Genomic DNA, 18854 nt, shown 5'->3' with positions numbered 1-18854 from the left:
TCCCCGGGTATTGATTCGCTGCCGCTGTGGCCGGATGATGCACTGTGCCCTTTAGAGGAGGTAATTATGGAAATGCTGGTTTCGACGGAGTGGCTCGAAGGCGAACTTGGCGCCAACGATCTGCGCGTCGTCGATGCGACCTATTTCGCGCTGGATCCGGCGCGCGATCCTCTCGCCGAATATGAGGCCGGTCACGTCCCTGGTGCGATCTTCCTCGATCTCGGCAATCTCAAGGACGACAACTCGGACTTGCCGGGCATGCTGCCCCCGGCGGAGAAGTTCGCGAGCCGGATGCAGTCGCTGGGCCTTGGCGACGGCAGCCGCATCGTCCTGTACGACAACAGCCCGCACCGGACGGCGGCGCGTGCCTGGTATATGTTCCGCATGTTCGGCGCGAACCAGGTGGCGATTCTCGACGGCGGCCTGCATAAATGGGTCGCCGAGGGGCGTCCGCTCGAACAGGGCAAGGTCAAGCTGCGCCACCGTCACTTCACGGTGTGGCGCGATCCGGCCGCCGTGCGCGATATCGACCAGATGAAGGCCAATGTCGCGAGCGGCGCCGAGGAGGTTGTCGACGCCCGTTCGGCGGCGCGCTTCACCGGCGAGGAAGCTGATCCGCGCGGTCTCGCATCGGGCCATATCCCGGGGTCGCGGAATCTGCCCTACGACCAGCTTCTCAATGCCGATGGTACCTTCAAGAGCAAGGACGAGATCCGCGCCGCCTTCGAGGCCGCCGGCGTGGACCCGGCCAAGCCGCTCGTCACGACCTGCGGTTCCGGCATAACCGCCTCGGTGCTGCTGTTCGGCGCGGCACTGCTCGGGCGCGAGGATATTGCGCTCTATGACGGGTCGTGGAGCGAGTGGGGCTTGCGCCCGGACACCGAAAAGGAGATCGGTGCCGCGTGCAAGACGACGAGCGCAGCAGCCTGAAGCCCGGTACCCGGCTGGTGACAGCCGGGCGCCACGCGTCCACTGGGGGCCGGGGGATCGTCAATCCCCCGGTCTGGCGCGCCTCGACGATCCTGTTCGACAGCGTGGCCGATCTGCGCGCCGCGGTCCGCAGGCCGAATGACGGCCTATATTATGGCCGGCGCGGCACCCCGACACAGTGGGCGCTCGCCGATGCGCTGACCGAACTGGAACCTGGCGCGGAAGGGACGATGCTCTATCCGTCCGGCGTGGCTGCAGTCACTTCGGTGCTGCTGTCGCTGCTGTCGCCGGGCGACGATCTGCTGATGGTGGACAGCGCCTATGAGCCGACCCGTGCGATCTGCAACGGCCTGCTCAAACGGATGGGCGTAACCACCCGATATTATGATCCGATGATGGGTGGCGGCATATCCGCCCTTATCGAGGACCGGACCCGGGCGATCTTCCTGGAAAGCCCGGGCAGCCTCACTTTCGAGGTGCAGGACGTGCCGGCGATCAGCGCCGCTGCCCGCGCCCGCGGCGTCACGACCGTGCTCGACAATACATGGGCGACGCCGCTGTTCTTCCCGGCCATTGCGCATGGCGTCGACATCAGCATCCTGGCCTGCACCAAATATATCGTTGGCCATTCGGACGTGATGATGGGATCGGCCACCGCCGGCCCGGGCCATTTCGAGGCGCTTCGCCGTGCCAGCCTGTCGCTGGGCCAGTGCGTCAGCCCCGACGACGCCTATCTGGCTGCGCGCGGCCTTCGCACACTGGGCGTCCGGCTGCGCCAGCACCAGGACGGGGCACTCGCCATCGCCCGCTGGCTCGAACAGCAGCCGCAGGTCGCGCGGGTGCTGCACCCCGCCTTGCCGGGCTGTCCCGGCCATGATCTGTGGCAGCGCGACTTTTCGGGCGCAGCCGGGCTGTTCAGCATCGTGCTCGATGGCGGGGACGATGCGGCCCGGGCGGCGATGATCGACGGGCTCGCCTTGTTCGGAATCGGTTTCTCCTGGGGCGGCTATGAAAGCCTCGCGCTGCCTGTCGATCCCGTCGGGCTCCGGACCGCCACCCGATGGGACGCCGAAGGCCCGGTCGTGCGGTTCCACATCGGCCTCGAGGACCCCGCGGATCTCATCGCGGATCTCGCGCGGGGGCTGGCGCGATTCGACGCTGCGCGAGGATGAAGCGATTCTGAACGAAGCTGACCGGGCGATCGATTTTTCCGCTGAGCCCGGCAGAGTGACATTCCGCTCCTGCTCAGATGGCCGGCGTGGAAACCAGCATTTCGAGCCGGCGGAGCGCTGATCCGAGCGAATTGCCTAAAAAACGGGCGGCCGCGGCAGTCGCTGCGTCGGCCCGGTCTGCCCGGCCGAGGATCAGTCCCAGACCCGCCATGCCGGTTGTTTCCGCCTCGCGCAGAATGGCGTCGAAACGCCGACGCGTGATCGAGTTCGCGGCAGTGTAACGCGCGGCGAGCGTTGCCCTACAATCCGCGCTATTTCCGTATTGCGGCGCGTCATCATCACGCCTTGCAACCGCCATGTCGTTGAGGAGTCCGAGCGCCAGATGGACCGGCGCGAGAATGTCTTCAGCGGCCGCAGGCACGGCGTTCTCGGTGGAGATGCGGCGATCGAGCATGGGAGGCACCTGGCAACAAGCTGAAATAGACAGCAATCACTAGTGGATATTGCTTAATATTCGGTCAATCCCGGCTGCACCCGTTCGCGCGCCACGCACCGTCACAAATCGGAAATATCAGTGTTGCGGTATGGCAACACTGTTGACCCAAGATGGGGCGTCTAACCGGATAAGCGTTGTGCAACGCAAGATGCTGCTGCACAAACGCACCGCTTCGTGCAGCAGTCGGCTCGTCCCTCTTTCGAGGGTTCAAAGAAGTCTGGCGCGGACGAGCAGGGGAACGGATCGAAGTTTTATATAAGGGGAATACCTATGCGCGCTTCCATGATCGGTCTTTCGGCCCTTGCGTTGGTCGCTTCCGCCGCACCTGCCCTGGCGCAGGACGACGTCAAGGATTTCACGCTGACCGGCAGTGCTGCCATCGTCAGCGACTATCGTTTCCGCGGCATCTCGCAGTCGGGCAAGCGCTTCGCTGCCCAGGCGAGCGCCACGCTGACCCACAGCTCGGGTTTCTACGGCAGCTTCTGGACCTCGTCGATCGATGATTATGTCGCGGCGGGCGCCGACGCCGAGCTCGATCTGATCGCAGGCTACTCCACCACCGTCGAAGGCTTCACGCTCGATGGCGGCGTGCTCTACTACGTCTATCCTTCGGCTTCGAAGGGCGTGAACACCGACTTCTTCGAGCCCTACGCCTCGATCAAGTACACCGTCGGCCCGGCAACCCTGAAGGGCGGCGTCGCCTATGCTCCCAAGCAGAAGGCGATCGCATCGCCGATCCTGGGCGGCACCAAGGACGACAACCTCTATCTGTATGCCGAAGCTTCGGGCGCGATCCCGGACACCGGCTTCTCGCTGACCAGCCACGTCGGCTATTCGAAGGGCCGCAGCTTCCTGACCGCTGGCCTGAAGGACTATGTCGATTGGAACCTCGGCGCCGCCTACACCTGGCGCAACGCGACGTTCGCCGTGTCCTATGTCGATACCGACGCCAAGAAGGGCGAGTTCGTGGGCAATGCTCCGGCGTTCCGCAACGTCGCCAAGGCCGGCGTCGTCGGCTCGGTGACCTACGCCTTCTAAGATCGCGCGTCACGCGTAACAGGGAAGGGGTCGCGGCATGCCGCGGCCCCTTTTTTGTCGTCCGGCCATTCCCTTGCGAGGGAAAACCCGTGCGTCAGCGGCTGGCGGCGACCAGCTTCCGTGTCACCGGATGGCAAGGCGCGGCGATCAGTCGCTCGGTCGGGCCTTCCTCGATGATTACGCCGGCATCCATGACCGCGATCCGGTGGCACAGCCGCCTTGCCACGGCGAGATCGTGGGTAATCATCAGCACCGCGAGACCGCGGCTGCGTTGAAGCTCGGCGAGCAGGTCGAGGATCGTGCCTGCGACCAGCACATCGAGTGCGGAGGTGGCTTCGTCGAGCAGCAGCAGGGCGGGATCGGGGCCGAGCGCGCGGGCGATCGCCACCCGCTGTGCCTGGCCGCCGGACAGGCCGCCAGGCCGGCGATCCGCAATAGCGGGATCGAGCCCCACCTCGCCAAGCACGGCGGCGACCCGCCTGGCCACCGCGGCCCTGTCCAGCTCCGGCCGAAGCCGGCGGAGCGGCTCGGCGACGATGTCGGCGACCCGCCAAAGTGGATCGAGGCTGGCGACCGGATCCTGGAAGACCGGCTGGAGGCCGGCGCGGTCGCTAGGTCGCATCGCGTGGCGTGGCGGCAGCGGCTGGCCGCGCCAATCCACGTCGCCGCGCTCGATCTGGCCGAGCCGGGCAATGGCGCGCGCCAGGGTCGACTTGCCCGATCCCGATCCGCCGACGATCGCCAGCGCTTCGCCTTCGGCGATAGCAAGATCGGCGCCCGCCACCGCCTGGAACCGGCCGCGCCGCCAGCCCGGCCGCGCGAACGACACCGCGACACCGCGCGCCTCGACCAGCGGCGCTCCGATCGGCCCGAGCGGCGGCGGCGGGCCGTCGAGCCTGGGGCTCGCCGCGATCAACGCGCGCGCATAGTCGCTGGCGGGATTGCGCAGCAGCATCGGCGCCGGGCCGGTCTCGACGATCCGCCCGTCGTGCAGCACCGCCACCTGATCGGCGTGATCGGCGACGGCGGCGAGATCATGGCTGACCAGCAGCAATGCCATGCCCTGTTCCGCACATAGCTGTCCGAGCAGCGCCATGATCTCGATCCGCAGCATCGCGTCCAGCGCGGTCGTCGGCTCGTCGGCGACGAGCAGCTTCGGGCGATGGGCAATCGCCATCGCGATCAGCGCGCGTTGCCGCTGGCCGCCAGACAGGCGGTGCGGATATTGATCGAGCCGCTCGGCCGCCCGGTCGAGGCCGACCCGTTCGAGGGCCGCCACCATCTCCGCGCGTGAAGGGCGGCGTGCGCCTGCCTGGGTCCAGGCCTCGCGCAGCTGGGCGCCGATCGTCAGGTGGGGGGTCAGCGCGGTCAGCGGCTGCTGGAACACGAAGCCGACATCCCGTCCGCGGATGATCCGCAGCCGCCCCTCATCGGCGCCGACCAGCTCCTCGCCGGCCAGTCGGAACGAGCCTTCGACCACCGCAGGCGAGAGACCGAACGGCGCAAGGCAGGTCTGGCTCTTGCCCGATCCCGATGCACCGACCAGCGCAAGCGACCGGCCCGCCTCGATGCGGAAGCCGATATCATGCACGATCGGCCGGCCGGCGATGGCGATACGCAGGCCTTCGGCCACGAGCAGGCTCATAGCGCGAACCGGTCGCGCAGCGTCTCACCGATGCGGGTCAGGCACAGCAGGATTGCCACGAGAACGATGCCGGGCAGCAGCAGCGCGTGCGGGGCGATGTCCATGTCATCCGCCCCGTCCTTGATCAGGATGCCGAGCGATGTCATCGGCTCCTGCACGCCCAGGCCGAGGAAGCTGAGGAAGCTCTCGATCATCACCACCTGGGGGATGGTCAGCAGCAGGTAGGCGATGGCGACCCCGGCGATATTGGGCAGCATGTGGCGCAGCACGATCGCGGCCGGCGGGACGCCCGCGGCCTCGGCGGCGGTGATGAACGGGCGCTGCTTGAGCGCGAGCATCTGCCCACGCACCACCCGCGCCATGGTCAGCCACTCGACCGCGCCGATGCCGAGGAACACCAGCAGGATGGATCGGCCGAATACCACCATCAGCAGGATGACGACGAACATGAACGGCAGCGCGTAGAGGGCGTCGACCACGCGCATCATCGCCTCGTCGATCTTGCCGCCGGACCAGCCGGCGATGGCGCCCCATGTGACGCCCACGATCAGCGAGACCAGCGCCGCCGCGGCCGCCACGCCCAGCGTCACGCGGGTGCCGACCAGGGTGCGCGCGAGCAGGTCGCGGCCCACGCTGTCGGTGCCCATCGGGTGGCCTGCGGTCAGCGGTGCGGCGCGCACCGCGTTCCAGTCGATCATGTCATATCGCCAGTCGAGCGTCAGCGGGCCAAGCGCCGCGGCGATGGCGATGATGGCGAGGATCGTGAGCGCCGTCCTCATCGCCCTAATCCACCACCGCTCATCCTGAGGAGCCACTGAGCTTGCCGAAGTGGCGTCTCGAAGGAGCCAGCGGTCCTTCGAGACGGGCCTTCGCCTTGGCTCAGTCCCTCCTCAGGATGAGCGTTTGGGGTTGATCCCAGCCCGTTCACCGCCGCGCCCGCGGGTCGAGCCAGCCATAAGCGAGGTCGGCGAGCAGGTTGAACAGGATGATCAGCGCCGCGTAGAGCGTGACCACCCCGAGCACGAGCGGATAATCGCGGTTGAGCGCGCCCTGCACGAAATAGCGGCCGAGCCCCGGCAGCGCGAAGACCGTCTCGATTACGACGGCTCCCGTCAGCAGCCCGGCGGCGGCAGGCCCCAGATAGGAGGCGACCGGAACCAGCGCCGGCCGCAGCGCATGGACGATCAGCACGCGTCCTCGGCCCAGGCCGCGCGCCCGTGCCATGCGGATATGGTCCTGGCCCAGCACTTCGGCGAGCCCGGCGCGGGCCAGCTTCGCAATGGCGCCCGCGGCCGGCAGGGCAAGCGCGATCACCGGCAGGATAAGGTGCGCCGCGTCGCCATCGCCCCAGCCGGAGACGGGAAGCCATCCGGCCCACAGACCGAGCAGCAGGGCCAGCAGCGGGCCTGTGACGAAGCTCGGCAGGGCGGTGAGCAGGGTCGCTACGAGCATCAGGGTCCGGTCGAGGGGACCGCCCGCTTTCGCCGCCGCGCTCAACCCCGCGCCGAGCCCGAGCAGCAGCGCCAGCAGCAGTGCCAGGCCGCCCAGGGTGAGCGAGATCGGCAGCCCGCGGGCGATGAGGTCGGTGACGGTGAAGTCGCGGTAAACCAGCGAGGGGCCGAAATCGCCATGCAACAGCCGCCAGAGATGGCGGCCGATCTGTTCCGGCAGCGGCCGATCGAGCCCGTAGCTGGCCATCAGCGCGGCGCGCGTTTCGGGATCGAGCGGGCGCTCGCCGTCGAACGGACCGCCCGGCGCGACACGCATCAGCAGGAAGGAGAGGATCACAACCGCCGCCAGCGTCGGCAAGGCGGTGAGCAGGCGGCGACGGATCAGGTCAAGCATGCTGTTAGCCCTTCCCCTTCAGGGGAGGGGTGAGAAAGGCGAAGGCGCGTCCCCCTCAGTTGCCGAGGGAGACGCTGGCGTTGGCGCCGTTCGTCGCGGCGGCGGCGAGGATGGTGCGGGTGGCGGGGCCCTTGTCGACCAGGTTGTCGCGGGTGTCGGCTACCGACGAGCGGATGCCCGGCTCGGGCACCGTCCTGGTCAGGCCGATGATATCCTTCTCGGTCTGGCTCTTGGCCGGCTGGGTGCCGGAGAACATCGCCGACAATGCCTGCTGGCTCGAATCGGCCTCCTGCGGGCGGGGCGCGCCGGGCTTGGGCGGCACCAGCACGAAATCGGGCGGGATGGTGAGCGGGGCGCGCTTGGACACGGCGAAGGCGTCCAGGGTGGTGCGGCCGGCCATCACGCCAGGGCGATCGCCCCGGCTGCTGCACCCGGCGAGCAGCGCCATGGCGACGAGCGCCGAACCGAGAAGCAACTTAGACCGCATCGACATTCTCCGCAGGAGCCTTGGGTTCGCGCACCAGAAGGGCGCGCGCCACCAGAAGCAATACACCAATGGTAATCGCGGCGTCCGCGACATTGAAGACCAAAAAGGGATGCCAGTTCCCGATATGCAGATCGAGGAAGTCGGCGACATAGCCGAGCCGCGCCCGATCGGTGATATTTCCCGCCGCACCGCCGAGGACAAGGCCGAGCGCCGCGACCTCCGGCCGCGCTTTCTCGCGGCAGATCCATAGACTGATGGCGGCTGCGATCAGCGCGGTCATCGCCACCAGGATCCAGCGCTCCTTGTTGGAAGCGGCGATCAGGAATCCCATCGACACGCCGTAATTCTCGACCCAGCGCAGATCGAAGAAGCTGGTGAGCGTCACCAGCCCACGCTCCGGCAAGGCGAGCGGCGTCATGATCAGCCATTTCGACAGCTGATCGATGACGAAGATCGCGGCGGCTATGCCGAAGCCGAGCGGGCGATGGGTTATGCGGGCGAGCTCAGCCATGCACCACCGTCTCGCAGCGACTGCACAACGTACCTTCGCTCTTCACCTCGGGCAGGTGCCGCCAGCAGCGGCCGCATTTCTCATATTCGGTTTTCTGCACTTCGAACGCGATCGGATCGGCACCATTGGCCAGGTCGGCGGCGGCGGCGTCCCCGTCGCAGACCTCCACCCTGGCGACGATACCGATCTCGGCCATGTCGGCCGTGCGCAGCAGCGCGGCTTCGCCGGGCGCGTAGCTGATGGCGGTCACGTCGACCTCGAGGCTCGATCCGATGATCTTCTCGCGGCGCAGCGGCTCGATCTCCCCGGTCAGCTTCGTCCGGTAGCGGCGCAGCAATTCCCAGCGCATCCGAAGGTCGTCATTGGCCCAGCCGGCGTCGACCTCGGGCCAGGTGAGCAGGTGGACCGATCCGGCGTCCGGAAAGCGCGTCGTCCACACCTCCTCCGCGGTGAAGCAGAGGATCGGCGCGGCATAGCGGACCAGCGCATGGAACAGGATGTCGAGCACGGTGCGATAGGCGCGGCGCTTGAGATCGTCCGGGGCGTCGCAATAGAGCGAGTCCTTGCGGATATCGAAGAAGAAGGCGGACAGGTCGTTGTTCGCGAAATCGACCAGCGCGCGGGCATAGCGGTTCAGCTCGAACGCGGCCGTCGCATCCCTGAGCTCGGCATCGAGGCTCGCGAGCAGATGGAGTATGTAGAGCTCCATCTCGGGCATTTCGCCGACCGGGAGCTTCTCGGCATCGCTGAAGCCCTCGAGCGCGCCGAGCAGGTAGCGGAAGCTGTTGCGCAGCTTGCGATAGGCGTCGGAGGTGCCGGCGAGGATCTCCTTGCCGATGCGGACATCCTCGAAATAGTCGGTCGAGGCGACCCACAGGCGCAGGATGTCGGCGCCGCTCTCGTTGATGATCTTGAGCGGATCGACGACATTGCCCTGGCTCTTCGACATCTTGCGGCCCTGGCCGTCGAGCGCGAAGCCATGGGTGAGCACTGCGTCATAGGGCGCGCGGCGGCGGGTGCCGCAGCTTTCGAGCAGCGACGACTGGAACCAGCCGCGATGCTGGTCCGATCCTTCGAGATAGAGATCGGCGCGCGTGCCGACGCCATAGCGCGCCTCGACGGTGAAGGCATGGGTCGAGCCGGAATCGAACCACACGTCGAGGATGTCGTTGACCGGCTCAAAGTCGGCGGCGCTGTAGTCGGGGCCGAGCAGATCCTGGTGGTTCGCAGTGAACCAGGCGTCGGCGCCGCCGGCCTCGAACGCCGCGACGATGCGGGCATTGACGGCCGGATCGCGCAGATAATCGCCCGACTTGGCGTTGACATAGAGCGCGATCGGCACGCCCCAGGCGCGCTGGCGGCTGATCACCCAGTCGGGACGGCCGGCGACCATCGCATGGATGCGGTTGCGCGCCTTCTCGGGCACCCAGCGGGTCTGCTCGATCGCGTCGAGAGCGACGTCGCGTAGAGTCGCGCCATTGCCCTGCGCCTTGAGGATCGCTTCCTCCTCGGCGCAGCGCGGGGCGATGCCGTCCTCGATCGGCCGGTCCATCGGGATGAACCATTGCGGCGTGCAGCGGAAGATCACCTTGGCCTTGGACCGCCAGCTGTGCGGATAGCTGTGCTGGAAATTATCCGCTGCACCCAATAGGGCGCCGACTTCGCGAAGATCACGGCAGATTGGGCCTTCCTGCAAATTGGAAAGATTGCCCGACGCGTTGAACTTCGGATTGATCACTGTGCCCTGACCGCCGAGCCATAGCCAATCGGAGCGGTACTTCCCGTCACCCTCGACTGCGAAGACCGGTTCAATCCCGTGTTCCTTGCACAGGAAGAAGTCGTCTTCGCCGTGGTCGGGCGCCATGTGAACGAGGCCCGTGCCAGCGTCAGTGGTAACAAATTCACCCGCCAGCAAGGGGCGATCCTTTGCGAAGAATCCCCCCAGTTCGTGCATCGGATGTCGAGCTACTGCGCCGTTCAGATCGGAGCCTTTGCCCCGCCAAACAGGTTCCTCAACAAACGTCATCCCGATTCGCTGCATTACAGATTGCTGGAGTTCTGCCGCCACGATTATGAGGCGGTTCAACCACGGGCTGGCAACATTGTCTTGGCGAACAACTGTCTTGACGCGGAAGGCCACATACTCAACCTCCGGCCCATAGGCCAAAGCCTGGTTCACCGGAATCGTCCAAGGCGTCGTCGTCCAGATCACCGCATAGGCGCCGACCAGCTCGGCGATCGGGCTCTCGACGATCTCGAACGCCACATCGATCTGCGTCGAGACGATGTCCTCATATTCGACCTCGGCCTCCGCCAGCGCGGTCTTCTCGACCGGGGACCACATCACCGGCTTGGCGCCGCGGTAGAGCTGGCCGCTCTCGGCGAACTTGAGCAATTCGCCGACGATCGCCGCTTCCGACGCGTAGTTCATCGTCAGATAGGGATCGTCCCAGTCGCCCTGGACGCCCAGCCGCTTGAACTGCTCGCGCTGCACGCCGACCCATTTCTCGGCATAGGCGCGGCATTCGGCGCGGAACTGGACGGGGTCGACCTCGTCCTTGTTGAGCTTCTTGGCGCGATAGGCTTCCTCGACCTTCCACTCGATCGGCAGGCCGTGACAGTCCCAGCCGGGAACATAGGGCGCGTCCTTGCCGGTCAGCGACTGGCTGCGGACGATGATGTCCTTGAGCACCTTGTTCATCGCATGGCCCATATGGATGTCGCCATTGGCGTAGGGCGGGCCGTCGTGGAGGATGAAGCGCGGGGAGCCGGCGCGCGCGGCGCGGAGCTTGCCGTACAGGTCGTCCGCCGCCCATTTCGCGAGGATCGCCGGCTCCTTCTGGGCGAGACCGGCCTTCATCGGGAAATCGGTCTTCGGCAGGAAGACGGTGGCGCGGTAATCGGGCGTCGAGCTGTCGGTCATCAAAACTATCTCAAACCCGCTCATCCTGAGGAGGGACCGAGCCTGGCGAGGGCCCGTCTCGAAGGATCCTTCGAGACGCCATTTCGCCTTCGCTCAATGGCTCCTCAGGATGAGCGGCGTAAATGGGTCGGGCAGGCCCTACGCGACCGGGCTGTACGCGGCAAGTATCCGCTTCGCCTCGGCGCAATCCTTGTCCATCTGCGCCATCAGCGGATCGAGGCCGTCGAACTTCGCCTCGGGCCGGAGATAGGCGATCATCTCGATCTCGATGCACTGGTCGTACAGGCTTTCCGAGAAATCGAAGAAATGCGCTTCGAGCAGTTCCTTCGGCGGTTCGAAGGTCGGCCGGATGCCCAGATTGGCCGCGCCGTTCAGCACCCGCCCGTCGGGCAGGAGGCCGCGCACGGCGTAGACGCCATATTTGGGCCGGAGATAGCGGTCCAGCGCGATGTTTGCGGTGGGATAGCCGATCGTCCGGCCGAGCTTGTCGCCATGCTGGACCAGGCCCTGGATCCGATAGGGGCGGGTGAGCAGCCGCGCCGCTTCGATCGGATCGCCACCCACCAGCGCCTGGCGAATGCGGCTCGACGAGATCGGTCCTCCGTCGTCCGTGACGGGGCCGATCGCCTCGGCCGTCAGGCCTTGCGGCGGGCCGAGTTCGGCGAGCAGCGCGACATCGCCGGAGCGAGCCTTGCCGAAGGTGAAGTCCTGGCCGGTCACGACATGCGCGGCGCCCGCGCGGCCGATCAGCCACTCGGAGATGAAATCGGCGGCCGAAACATTGGCGAGCGCGGCGTTGAAGGTGAATACCAGCATCGCGTCGGCGCCGGCCTTCGCGAACAGGTCCGCGCGCTGCTCCAGCGTGGTCAGCCGGAAGGGCGGCGTATCGGGCCGGAAATAGCGGACGGGGTGCGGATCGAAGCTGGCGACGAGCACCGGCCGGCCGGTCGCGCGGCCGTTGGCGATTGCCGCGCCGACAACCGCCTGATGCCCCCTGTGGAAGCCGTCGAAATTCCCCAGCGCCACCACGCCCCCACGCAGATGCTCGGGAACCGGGCGGTCGCATGTCAGCCGCTCCATGCCGCGCCTATAGGTAGTCGCGGGGGACGGCGCAATCAGCGGCGGTGCAAAGTGATGAAACTATAGCCGGGGCGGCCGTCGGCGGCCGGGTGATCCTCGCGCGCGGCCTCGCGCCAGGCGGCCGGATCGAAGGCGGGCACGATGGCGTCGCCGTCGGGCGCGGCGTCGATCTCGGTCAGCTCGATACGATCGGCGTGGGGCAGCAGCAGCGCATAGATCTCGGCCCCGCCGACCACCGACAGCCGATCGTTTTCGGCTGCGGCAATCGCCTCCGCCACATCATGGAAGACCTCCGCGCCTTCCGCCCGCCATCCCGTATCGCGCGTCAGGACGATGTGCCGCCGGCCGGGCAGCAGGCCGGGCAGGCTTTCGAAGGTCTTGCGCCCCATCAGCATCGGTGCGCCCTGCGTCAGCGCCTTGAAATGCTTGAGGTCTGCGGGCAGGCGCCAGGGAAGGTTGCCGTCGCGCCCGATCACGCCGTTCCGGGCGCGCGCCAGGACGAAGACGATCTCGGGTTTCACACCGCCACCTCGGCCTTGATGTGCGGGTGGGGATCATAGCCCTCGATCTCGAAATCCTCGGGCGCATAGGCGAACATGCTCGACGGCTTGCGCGCGAAACGCAGCGTCGGGAAGGCACGCGGCTGGCGCGAGAGCTGTTCCTCGACCAGATGGCCGTGGTTCGAATAGACATGGGTGTCGGCGCCCATCCACACCAGCTCGCCGGGCTCGAGATCGGTCTGCTGCGCCAGCATCCGGATCAGCACCGCCGCCTCGAAGATGTTGAACGGGAAGCCGAGGCCGAGATCGCACGAGCGCTGGTACAGGATGCCCGACAGCCGGCCGTTGGCCACATGATATTGATAGGTCATGTGGCAGGGCGGCAATGCCATTCCGGCCAGCTCGGGCACGTTCCAGCCGGTGAAGATCAGCCGGCGCGAGGCGGGGTTGCTGCGGATCATCTCGACGAGGTCGGCGATCTGGTTGACGCCCTTCTCCTCGCGCCGGAACAGCCCGTCGCCGGCCGGCGTGTAGCGCGGCCAATCGACCCATTGCTTGCCATAGACCGGGCCGAGATCGCCCCATCGGGCCGCGAAGTCCGGCTCCTCGACGATTCGCTGCTCGAAGGCATCGCGGTCGATCGCCTCGCCGGTTTCGCGGCGATATTTGTCGAGCGGCCAGTCGGTCCAGATATGGACGTTCTGGCCGACCAGCGGGCGGATATTGGTGTCGCCCGACAGGAACCAGATCAGCTCCTTGATCGCGCTCTTCCAGAATATCCGCTTGGTGGTGATCAGCGGCACCGTGCCGTCCGACAGGTCGAACCGCATCGTCACGCCGAACAGCGCCCGGGTTCCGACGCCGGTGCGGTCGGTCCGCTCGTCGCCGCCATACCAGGCGCGCGCCATGGCATCGAGATATTGTTGTTCGGGGTGATCGCTCATGAGGAGGGGGTAGCCGCTACTCGCGCCGACTTTCAAGGCCGGCGGGCACCGCAGCGGCAGCGAGCGTCAGGCCTGCCGGTTCAGCAGCGGCTTGATCGGGGAAATATCATAGCCGGCCCCCGCAGCCTTCTGCGCCAGCCGGTCGGCATCCTCGCCGTCGGCGCCCCGGGCCAGCGCCCAGCAGAAGGTGGAGCGGGTGCCCGAGCGGCAGAAGGCGAGCACCGGGCCCTCGGCCTTGGCGAGGGCGTCGCGCATCGCCGCGATCTGGCTGGGCGCGAAGCCGCCCGGCGTGATCGGGATGGCGACATAGGCGAGCCCGGCCGCGCGCGCGGCCTCGCGGATCACGTCGCCGCTCGGCTGGCCCGGCTCTTCCTGCTCGGGCCGGTTGTTGATGATCATGGTGAAGCCCTGCGCGGCAGCTACGGCGACATCGTCGGGGCCGATCTGCGCCGCTACCGATATGCTGTCGTCGATCTTGCGGAACATGGGGTCTCTCCTCAGCCTCGATAATCGCGAATGGCGGCGAGGAACGCGTCGCCATAGGTTTCCAGTTTCTTTGCCCCTACCCCCGAAACTTGGGCGAGGCCACCCAGCGAATCGGGCTTGGCCGCCGCCATTTCACGCAGGGTGACGTCGGTGAAGACGACATAGGGCGGCACCCCCTGGGCCTTGGCCAGATCGCGCCGCAGGCTCCTCAGCACCTCGAACAGCGGATCGTGCGGATAGTCCGGCTTGCCGTCGCGGGCCTTGCGGCGTCGCTGCCGCTCGGGCGGAAGAACCAGCTGTAGCGGCTCCTCGCCCTTCAGGATCGACTTCGCCGCCGGGCCGAAGGACAGGCCGCCATAGTCGTCGGCGCGGAGCGCATCGCGCGCGAGCAGGGCGCGCGCCACCGGCTTGATCAGCTTCTGCTCGGCCTCGTCGGCGATGCCGAACACCGACAGGCGATGATGGCCGAGGCCCAGTATCTTGTCGGTCTCGCGCCCCGCCAGCACGTCGGCCAGATGGGTGACGCCGTAGCGCATCTCGGTGCGGAAGGCGGCGGAGAGCAGCTTCTGCGCGACGACGCTGGCGTCGACGCCGGTCGGCGGGCTGAGGCAATTGTCGCAATTGCCGCAGGCGGGCGGCGGGTTCTCGCCGAAATGCCGGAGCAGGATCGCGCGGCGGCAGCCCGGCGCCTCGACCAGCATCGCCATCGCGTTGAGCCGCTGGCGCTCGCCCGCACGGCGGCTCTCCTCGACATCGGTCTCGATCCGTCGCCGTGCGCGGGCGAAGTCCTCGGCGCCCCAGAACAGCTGGGTCACCGCCGGATCGCCGTCGCGCCCGGCGCGGCCGGTCTCCTGATAATAGGCCTCGATCGACTTGGGCAGGCCGGCATGGGCGACGAAGCGGACGTCGGGCTTGTCGATCCCCATCCCGAACGCGACGGTGGCGACCATCACCATGTCCTCGGACGCGACGAACGCCTTCTGGTTGGCGGCCCGGACGCGCGGATCGAGCCCGGCATGATAGGCGCGGGTCGGCCGGCCGCCGCCGCCGAGCTGCGCGGCGAGCTTCTCGGTCGCGTCGCGGGTGGGGGCGTAGATGATGCCGGGGCCGGGATTGTCGTCGAGCAGCTGCGCGAGCTGCCGGCCGACGCCGTCGCGTGGGGTGATGCCGTAGCGCAGGTTGGCGCGGTCGAAGCCAGCGAGGATCAGGCCGTCGCGCTCGATGCCGAGCTGCGCCAATATGTCGTCGCGGGTGTGGCTGTCGGCGGTCGCGGTCAGCGCCAGGCGCGGCACATCGGGGCGGGCGTCGAGCAGCCCGCGCAGCAGGCGGTAGTCGGGGCGGAAGTCATGCCCCCATTCGGAGACGCAATGCGCCTCGTCGATCGCGATCAGCGCCAGCGGCACCTGGCCGATCAGCCGGCGGAAGCCCTCGCTCGAAACCCGTTCGGGGGCGACATAGAGCAGGTCGAGCTCGCCGCCGCGCAGCCGGTCGATCGTCTCGTCGCGATTGTCGTCGGCCGATGTGAGCGCGGCGGCGCGGATGCCGGCGGCTTCGGCCGAGCGCACCTGATCGTGCATCAGCGCGATCAGCGGCGAGACGACCAGCCCGGTGCCGTCGCGGCACAAGGCCGGGATCTGGTAGGTCAGCGACTTGCCCGCGCCGGTGGGCATCACCGCCAGCGTGTTCCGCCCGGCCATGACGCGATCGATCACGTCCTGCTGGCGCCCCCGGAACTGCGCATAGCCGAAGGTTCGCTGAAGGGCTTCCAGGGGGGTGGGCATCCCGGGCCTTCTAGCCGAACAACGGATGGTGTCGAGGGTGTCGAACAGGTTGCGATGAGATTGATCCGCTCATCCAGAGTAAGGGCTGAGCTTGGCGAAGCCCGCATCGAAGGACGTCCTTCGAGACGCCACTTCGCCAAGCTCAGTAGCTCCTCAGGATGAGCGGTATCTTGCTCAGCGTAAACCAAAACAGCCTCTAGGAAACCGGCCGCCTCGGCCCCCGCCGGTTCATCCACCGCTGCGCCGGCAGCTCGAAGCCATGATAGAGCATCGCCGAAACCCCGAGCACCAGCAGCAGGAACAGGCCGAGCAGCGGCAGCGGCACGTCGTTGGGATCGCGGACGAACGCCATCTTGAACAGCAGGAACAGCAGCGCATGGGCGAGGTAGGTCGCGTAGCTGATCTCGCCCAGCCAGTGGACCACCCGGCCCCTAAGCGGGTTGGGGCCGTCCGCGCCGAGCGCGAGCAGCAGCAGCAGGCTGACGAAGACGAAGGGCAGGGCGAGCGGCTCGGGCGCCCCGGCGGCGAAGCCCAGCAGCCCGCCGATCACACAGAGCGCGGCGACCAGCCGCGGCCGCCGCGGCGCCTCCCGCCAGCGCAGCCACAGCGCCGCCACGATCGTTCCCATCGCGAATTCGAGCAGGCAGCGGGGCAGGCCGAGATCGGGGATGTCGTTGCCGAGCAGCGCCTTGCCCGAGGCGTGGAACAGGCCGAACAGCGCCAGCATCAGCAGGCCGAGGATCGCCAGCAGCGCGCCGCCCGGCAGCCGCCGCCAGTCGATGCGCAGCACCAGCAGCGGAAACAGCAGATAGGCGCCGAGCTCGCAGCTGATCGACCAGGCGGGGACGTTCCAGCCCAGCCCGTCGATCAGCCCCCAATTCTGCTGCAGCAGCAGGTGGAAGGGCAGCGTCTCCCAGGCGAAACCGAGCGGCATGCCGCGCCCGGTGCCGAGGCACAGCAGCGCCAGGCCGACCGCCGCCAGCAGGATCAGCAGGTGGAGCGGATAGATCCGCGCGATCCGCCGCCACAGGAAATGCGGCACCGCCCGCCAGCGATGCTCGCGCAGCATCCGCCCATAGTTGAGCCAGATCACGAAGCCCGACAGGATGAAGAAGAAGTCGACCGCCAGATAGCCCCGCGCCAGCACGTCGACCAGCGGCGCGGGCAGCCGCCCGGCCGCACTGTCCCGGATATGATAGAGCACGACATACCACGCCGCGATCCCGCGCGCCGACGTCAGCGGACGAAGTTCATCCCGGACCTGCAAGCCGCCCCCTGACCCCAACACGCGCCACCCCAGAGGTGGCTGGGGTCCCTGTCCGCTTTCACCACAGATGGCGTCGCGGGTGAAGGGGTTGGCGTGAAAGCCGTGGTTGTTGGGCGGCCGGTCCCGGTCATCCAGTCAGCGCCCCGCCGCGCCTTGTTTCCCCGCGATGCTGGCCTATATCCCTGATATGGTTTTCCGAAATGCCTTTCTCCGCTTTTCGGCTCATGGGGGTAGCCTCATGACGCGCCTGCGCCCCTCGGGGCTCCGCAGCCGCTAACCACGCGCACGGGCGCCCGAGGCAGTCTCCTAATTTCCGATGATCAATCGTTCCGATCGGCCCGCCGATCGAGGGCGATGTGCTGCCAGGAGAAAATGCATGCACCGCAATATGCTGTCGCAGGACATAATGGCTGTCCTGATAAACCGCCGTGAAACCATCGAAGCCGTGATGGCCCAACATCTCGCCGGCACCCATCAGGGCGCTGCGACCGACGAGGACAAATTCGCATCTCACCGGCTCTTCGAGGCCCTGTTGGATGGCTTGAAAGGTGAGCCGCCGAGGCTCGATTATCGCGAGGTCCGGCGCCACGCGGGCCGCTTCGGAGACGGTCTGACCGCGATCCTAAGGGATGTGCTGGGACCGGACATATCCGACGCGTCCCTGGCGCGATGCGTCGATCGCTATTGGACGACATTGCAGGCCGCAGCCGCCTGATCGGTCCTCTTCGGCCCGCGGTCGGGCGCAGTGGTCCGGCCGCGCGCTTCTCATGGAGATTCCCATGTCATCCAGTTTCGTCGTCGAGATGGACGGCCGCGTCGTCGGCCTTGCGGTGCGCTGCAAAGGCGGCTTCCGCTTCTTTGCCTCGGAGCATGTCTTGCGCCCGCTCGACCGCGTCCTCTTCCCGCGCGCCCGTGCGCTGCTCCGGGCAGTCTACGAGAAAGGTCGGTCGCAGGTAAAAAACACGCCCGATAAGCAGGAGCCGTCCCGGACGGATCGCAGCAGAAAGCAACGGCCATGAAGAACGTCCGCGCAACGGCCCGGCCTCCCATCCACATGATCGACGAGGAAGCCGACGCGCTCGGCGACCTCGCGATCAGCGTCGGCAAACGTCTGCCCCACATCGGCCAATTGCTGCTTGAGGAGGTTTCCCGGGCGCAGATTTCGAGTGCGGAGGCGCTTCCCGCAGGCGTCGTAACGATGAATGCGTTCGTCGAGTTCGAGGACGAGGCGAGCGACACCGTCCGCGCCGTGCAGCTCGTCTTCCCCCGCGATGCGGACATCACCAATGGGCGGATTTCGATCCTTACGCCGATCGGGGCGGGGCTTATCGGATTGAGCCAGGGTCAGTCGATCCTGTGGCCGGATCGCGACGGCAACGAACGCAAGCTGACCATCGTCAAAGTGGATCAGGCGGCAACAACCGCCTGATCCCGATCAGCGGTTGGCGTCTGCCCATTGTTGAGCCAGATCACGAAGCCCGAAGGGATGAAGATGAAGTCGACCGCAGGATGGCCACGCGCCTGCAGGTCGACCGGCGGCGCGGGCGATCGGCCGGAGGGGGGACATTTCCGACGTTCGCGAGCGACATTTCGAACGGCAGCTTTTGTCAGAAGCCGACATTCACCGTTAGCCCGGCCAGAGTTCGAGTAAGACAGAACCTGGGCCGGTTGCGGTTTTTGCAGGGACGGAGGCGGCTGATATCGAGGCTCGACCGGAATGCCGTGCGCAGACTCCCTCTGACGCTCTGA

General features: G+C 67.2%; 19 protein-coding genes. 6 read left to right on the top strand and 13 right to left on the bottom strand.

Annotated features, from left to right (window positions below):
- Positions 1–66: 66 nt before the first annotated feature.
- A complete protein-coding gene (sseA, locus tag AC1DQK_RS13260) occupies positions 67–930 on the top strand; it encodes a 3-mercaptopyruvate sulfurtransferase (RefSeq protein ID WP_477871206.1) in 864 nt (287 codons plus the stop codon).
- A complete protein-coding gene (gene metC, locus AC1DQK_RS13255) occupies positions 903–2102 on the top strand; it encodes a cystathionine beta-lyase (RefSeq protein WP_477871204.1) in 1200 nt (399 codons plus the stop codon). Before sseA ends, metC begins: the two co-directional genes overlap by 28 nt.
- Positions 2103–2175: 73 nt before the next feature.
- Here metC and AC1DQK_RS13250 read toward each other — a convergent pair whose 3' ends face one another.
- The gene (locus AC1DQK_RS13250) at positions 2176–2556 is read right to left on the bottom strand and encodes a hypothetical protein (protein ID WP_477871203.1); all 381 of its coding nucleotides are present in this window, start codon (positions 2554–2556) and stop codon (positions 2176–2178) included.
- A 312-nt stretch (positions 2557–2868) separates the two neighbouring features.
- On the opposite strand from AC1DQK_RS13250, the gene AC1DQK_RS13245 reads away from it, so the two are divergent.
- A complete protein-coding gene (locus AC1DQK_RS13245; RefSeq protein ID WP_477871201.1) occupies positions 2869–3636 on the top strand; it encodes a TorF family putative porin in 768 nt (255 codons plus the stop codon).
- Between the two features lie 94 nt (positions 3637–3730).
- On the opposite strand, the gene AC1DQK_RS13240 is transcribed toward AC1DQK_RS13245, so the two are convergent.
- The 12 genes from AC1DQK_RS13240 to AC1DQK_RS13185 form a co-directional block, all read right to left on the bottom strand.
- Positions 3731–5281 carry an ATP-binding cassette domain-containing protein gene (locus AC1DQK_RS13240; RefSeq protein ID WP_477871199.1) on the bottom strand — a complete coding sequence of 517 codons (1551 nt, stop codon included), beginning with the start codon at positions 5279–5281 and terminating at the stop codon, positions 3731–3733.
- Complete coding sequence (locus tag AC1DQK_RS13235; RefSeq protein WP_477871197.1) at positions 5278–6060, bottom strand: ABC transporter permease; 783 nt, start codon at positions 6058–6060, stop codon at positions 5278–5280. The genes AC1DQK_RS13240 and AC1DQK_RS13235 overlap by 4 nt, the downstream gene beginning before the upstream one ends.
- Before the next feature lie 145 nt (positions 6061–6205).
- Positions 6206–7126, bottom strand: coding sequence for an ABC transporter permease (locus AC1DQK_RS13230; protein ID WP_477871195.1), 921 nt, complete (start codon positions 7124–7126; stop codon positions 6206–6208).
- A gap of 55 nt (positions 7127–7181) precedes the next feature.
- On the bottom strand, positions 7182–7613 hold the full coding sequence (locus AC1DQK_RS13225) for a DUF3035 domain-containing protein (RefSeq protein ID WP_477871193.1): 432 nt from the start codon (positions 7611–7613) through the stop codon (positions 7182–7184).
- A complete protein-coding gene (gene lspA / locus AC1DQK_RS13220; RefSeq protein WP_477871191.1) occupies positions 7603–8124 on the bottom strand; it encodes a signal peptidase II in 522 nt (173 codons plus the stop codon). Before lspA ends, AC1DQK_RS13225 begins: the two co-directional genes overlap by 11 nt.
- Complete coding sequence (gene ileS, locus AC1DQK_RS13215; protein WP_477871189.1) at positions 8117–11047, bottom strand: isoleucine--tRNA ligase; 2931 nt, start codon at positions 11045–11047, stop codon at positions 8117–8119. The genes lspA and ileS overlap by 8 nt, the downstream gene beginning before the upstream one ends.
- A 138-nt stretch (positions 11048–11185) precedes the next feature.
- Positions 11186–12127: a bifunctional riboflavin kinase/FAD synthetase gene (locus AC1DQK_RS13210; RefSeq protein WP_477871187.1), complete on the bottom strand. Its 942-nt coding sequence runs from the start codon at positions 12125–12127 to the stop codon at positions 11186–11188.
- A gap of 35 nt (positions 12128–12162) precedes the next feature.
- The gene (locus AC1DQK_RS13205) at positions 12163–12648 is read right to left on the bottom strand and encodes a dihydrofolate reductase (RefSeq protein ID WP_477871185.1); all 486 of its coding nucleotides are present in this window, start codon (positions 12646–12648) and stop codon (positions 12163–12165) included.
- Positions 12645–13571 (bottom strand): thymidylate synthase, encoded by a 927-nt coding sequence (gene thyA / locus AC1DQK_RS13200; protein ID WP_477871183.1) that lies wholly within the window; start codon positions 13569–13571, stop codon positions 12645–12647. The genes AC1DQK_RS13205 and thyA overlap by 4 nt, the downstream gene beginning before the upstream one ends.
- A 66-nt stretch (positions 13572–13637) precedes the next feature.
- Positions 13638–14057, bottom strand: coding sequence for a protein tyrosine phosphatase family protein (locus AC1DQK_RS13195; RefSeq protein ID WP_477871181.1), 420 nt, complete (start codon positions 14055–14057; stop codon positions 13638–13640).
- A gap of 11 nt (positions 14058–14068) precedes the next feature.
- Entirely contained in the window at positions 14069–15838 is a 1770-nt protein-coding gene (recQ, locus tag AC1DQK_RS13190; protein WP_477871179.1) for a DNA helicase RecQ, read from the bottom strand.
- Positions 15839–16034: 196 nt separating this feature from the next.
- Complete coding sequence (locus AC1DQK_RS13185) at positions 16035–17105, bottom strand: acyltransferase family protein (RefSeq protein WP_477871177.1); 1071 nt, start codon at positions 17103–17105, stop codon at positions 16035–16037.
- A 376-nt stretch (positions 17106–17481) separates the two neighbouring features.
- Here AC1DQK_RS13185 and AC1DQK_RS13180 point away from each other — a divergent pair, with 376 nt between their 5' ends.
- The 3 genes from AC1DQK_RS13180 to rnk all read left to right on the top strand — a co-directional run bounded on the left by AC1DQK_RS13180 (position 17482) and on the right by rnk (position 18534).
- A complete protein-coding gene (locus AC1DQK_RS13180) occupies positions 17482–17820 on the top strand; it encodes a hypothetical protein (protein ID WP_477871175.1) in 339 nt (112 codons plus the stop codon).
- Positions 17821–17884: 64 nt separating this feature from the next.
- The gene (locus tag AC1DQK_RS13175) at positions 17885–18124 is read left to right on the top strand and encodes a hypothetical protein (protein WP_477871173.1); all 240 of its coding nucleotides are present in this window, start codon (positions 17885–17887) and stop codon (positions 18122–18124) included.
- Positions 18121–18534, top strand: a complete 414-nt coding sequence (gene rnk, locus AC1DQK_RS13170; protein WP_477871171.1) for a nucleoside diphosphate kinase regulator — start codon at positions 18121–18123, stop codon at positions 18532–18534. Before AC1DQK_RS13175 ends, rnk begins: the two co-directional genes overlap by 4 nt.
- Positions 18535–18854 lie beyond the last annotated feature (320 nt).

This window comes from Rhizorhabdus sp. P4_G5 (assembly GCF_056401065.1).
This window is presented reverse-complemented; position numbering and strand designations above follow the sequence as displayed.

Bases quoted from the DNA above. Each gene is read 5' to 3' on its own strand.
- sseA (WP_477871206.1), top strand. From the start codon at position 67: ATGGAAATGCTGGTTTCGACGGAGTGGCTCGAAGGCGAACTTGGCGCC.
- AC1DQK_RS13250 (WP_477871203.1), bottom strand. From the start codon at position 2,556: ATGCTCGATCGCCGCATCTCCACCGAGAACGCCGTGCCTGCGGCCGCT.
- AC1DQK_RS13245 (WP_477871201.1), top strand. From the start codon at position 2,869: ATGCGCGCTTCCATGATCGGTCTTTCGGCCCTTGCGTTGGTCGCTTCC.
- AC1DQK_RS13240 (WP_477871199.1), bottom strand. From the start codon at position 5,281: ATGAGCCTGCTCGTGGCCGAAGGCCTGCGTATCGCCATCGCCGGCCGG.
- AC1DQK_RS13235 (WP_477871197.1), bottom strand. From the start codon at position 6,060: ATGAGGACGGCGCTCACGATCCTCGCCATCATCGCCATCGCCGCGGCG.
- AC1DQK_RS13230 (WP_477871195.1), bottom strand. From the start codon at position 7,126: ATGCTTGACCTGATCCGTCGCCGCCTGCTCACCGCCTTGCCGACGCTG.
- AC1DQK_RS13225 (WP_477871193.1), bottom strand. From the start codon at position 7,613: ATGCGGTCTAAGTTGCTTCTCGGTTCGGCGCTCGTCGCCATGGCGCTG.
- lspA (WP_477871191.1), bottom strand. From the start codon at position 8,124: ATGGCTGAGCTCGCCCGCATAACCCATCGCCCGCTCGGCTTCGGCATA.
- ileS (WP_477871189.1), bottom strand. From the start codon at position 11,047: ATGACCGACAGCTCGACGCCCGATTACCGCGCCACCGTCTTCCTGCCG.
- AC1DQK_RS13210 (WP_477871187.1), bottom strand. From the start codon at position 12,127: ATGGAGCGGCTGACATGCGACCGCCCGGTTCCCGAGCATCTGCGTGGG.
- thyA (WP_477871183.1), bottom strand. From the start codon at position 13,571: ATGAGCGATCACCCCGAACAACAATATCTCGATGCCATGGCGCGCGCC.
- AC1DQK_RS13195 (WP_477871181.1), bottom strand. From the start codon at position 14,057: ATGTTCCGCAAGATCGACGACAGCATATCGGTAGCGGCGCAGATCGGC.
- recQ (WP_477871179.1), bottom strand. From the start codon at position 15,838: ATGCCCACCCCCCTGGAAGCCCTTCAGCGAACCTTCGGCTATGCGCAG.
- AC1DQK_RS13180 (WP_477871175.1), top strand. From the start codon at position 17,482: ATGCACCGCAATATGCTGTCGCAGGACATAATGGCTGTCCTGATAAAC.
- AC1DQK_RS13175 (WP_477871173.1), top strand. From the start codon at position 17,885: ATGTCATCCAGTTTCGTCGTCGAGATGGACGGCCGCGTCGTCGGCCTT.
- rnk (WP_477871171.1), top strand. From the start codon at position 18,121: ATGAAGAACGTCCGCGCAACGGCCCGGCCTCCCATCCACATGATCGAC.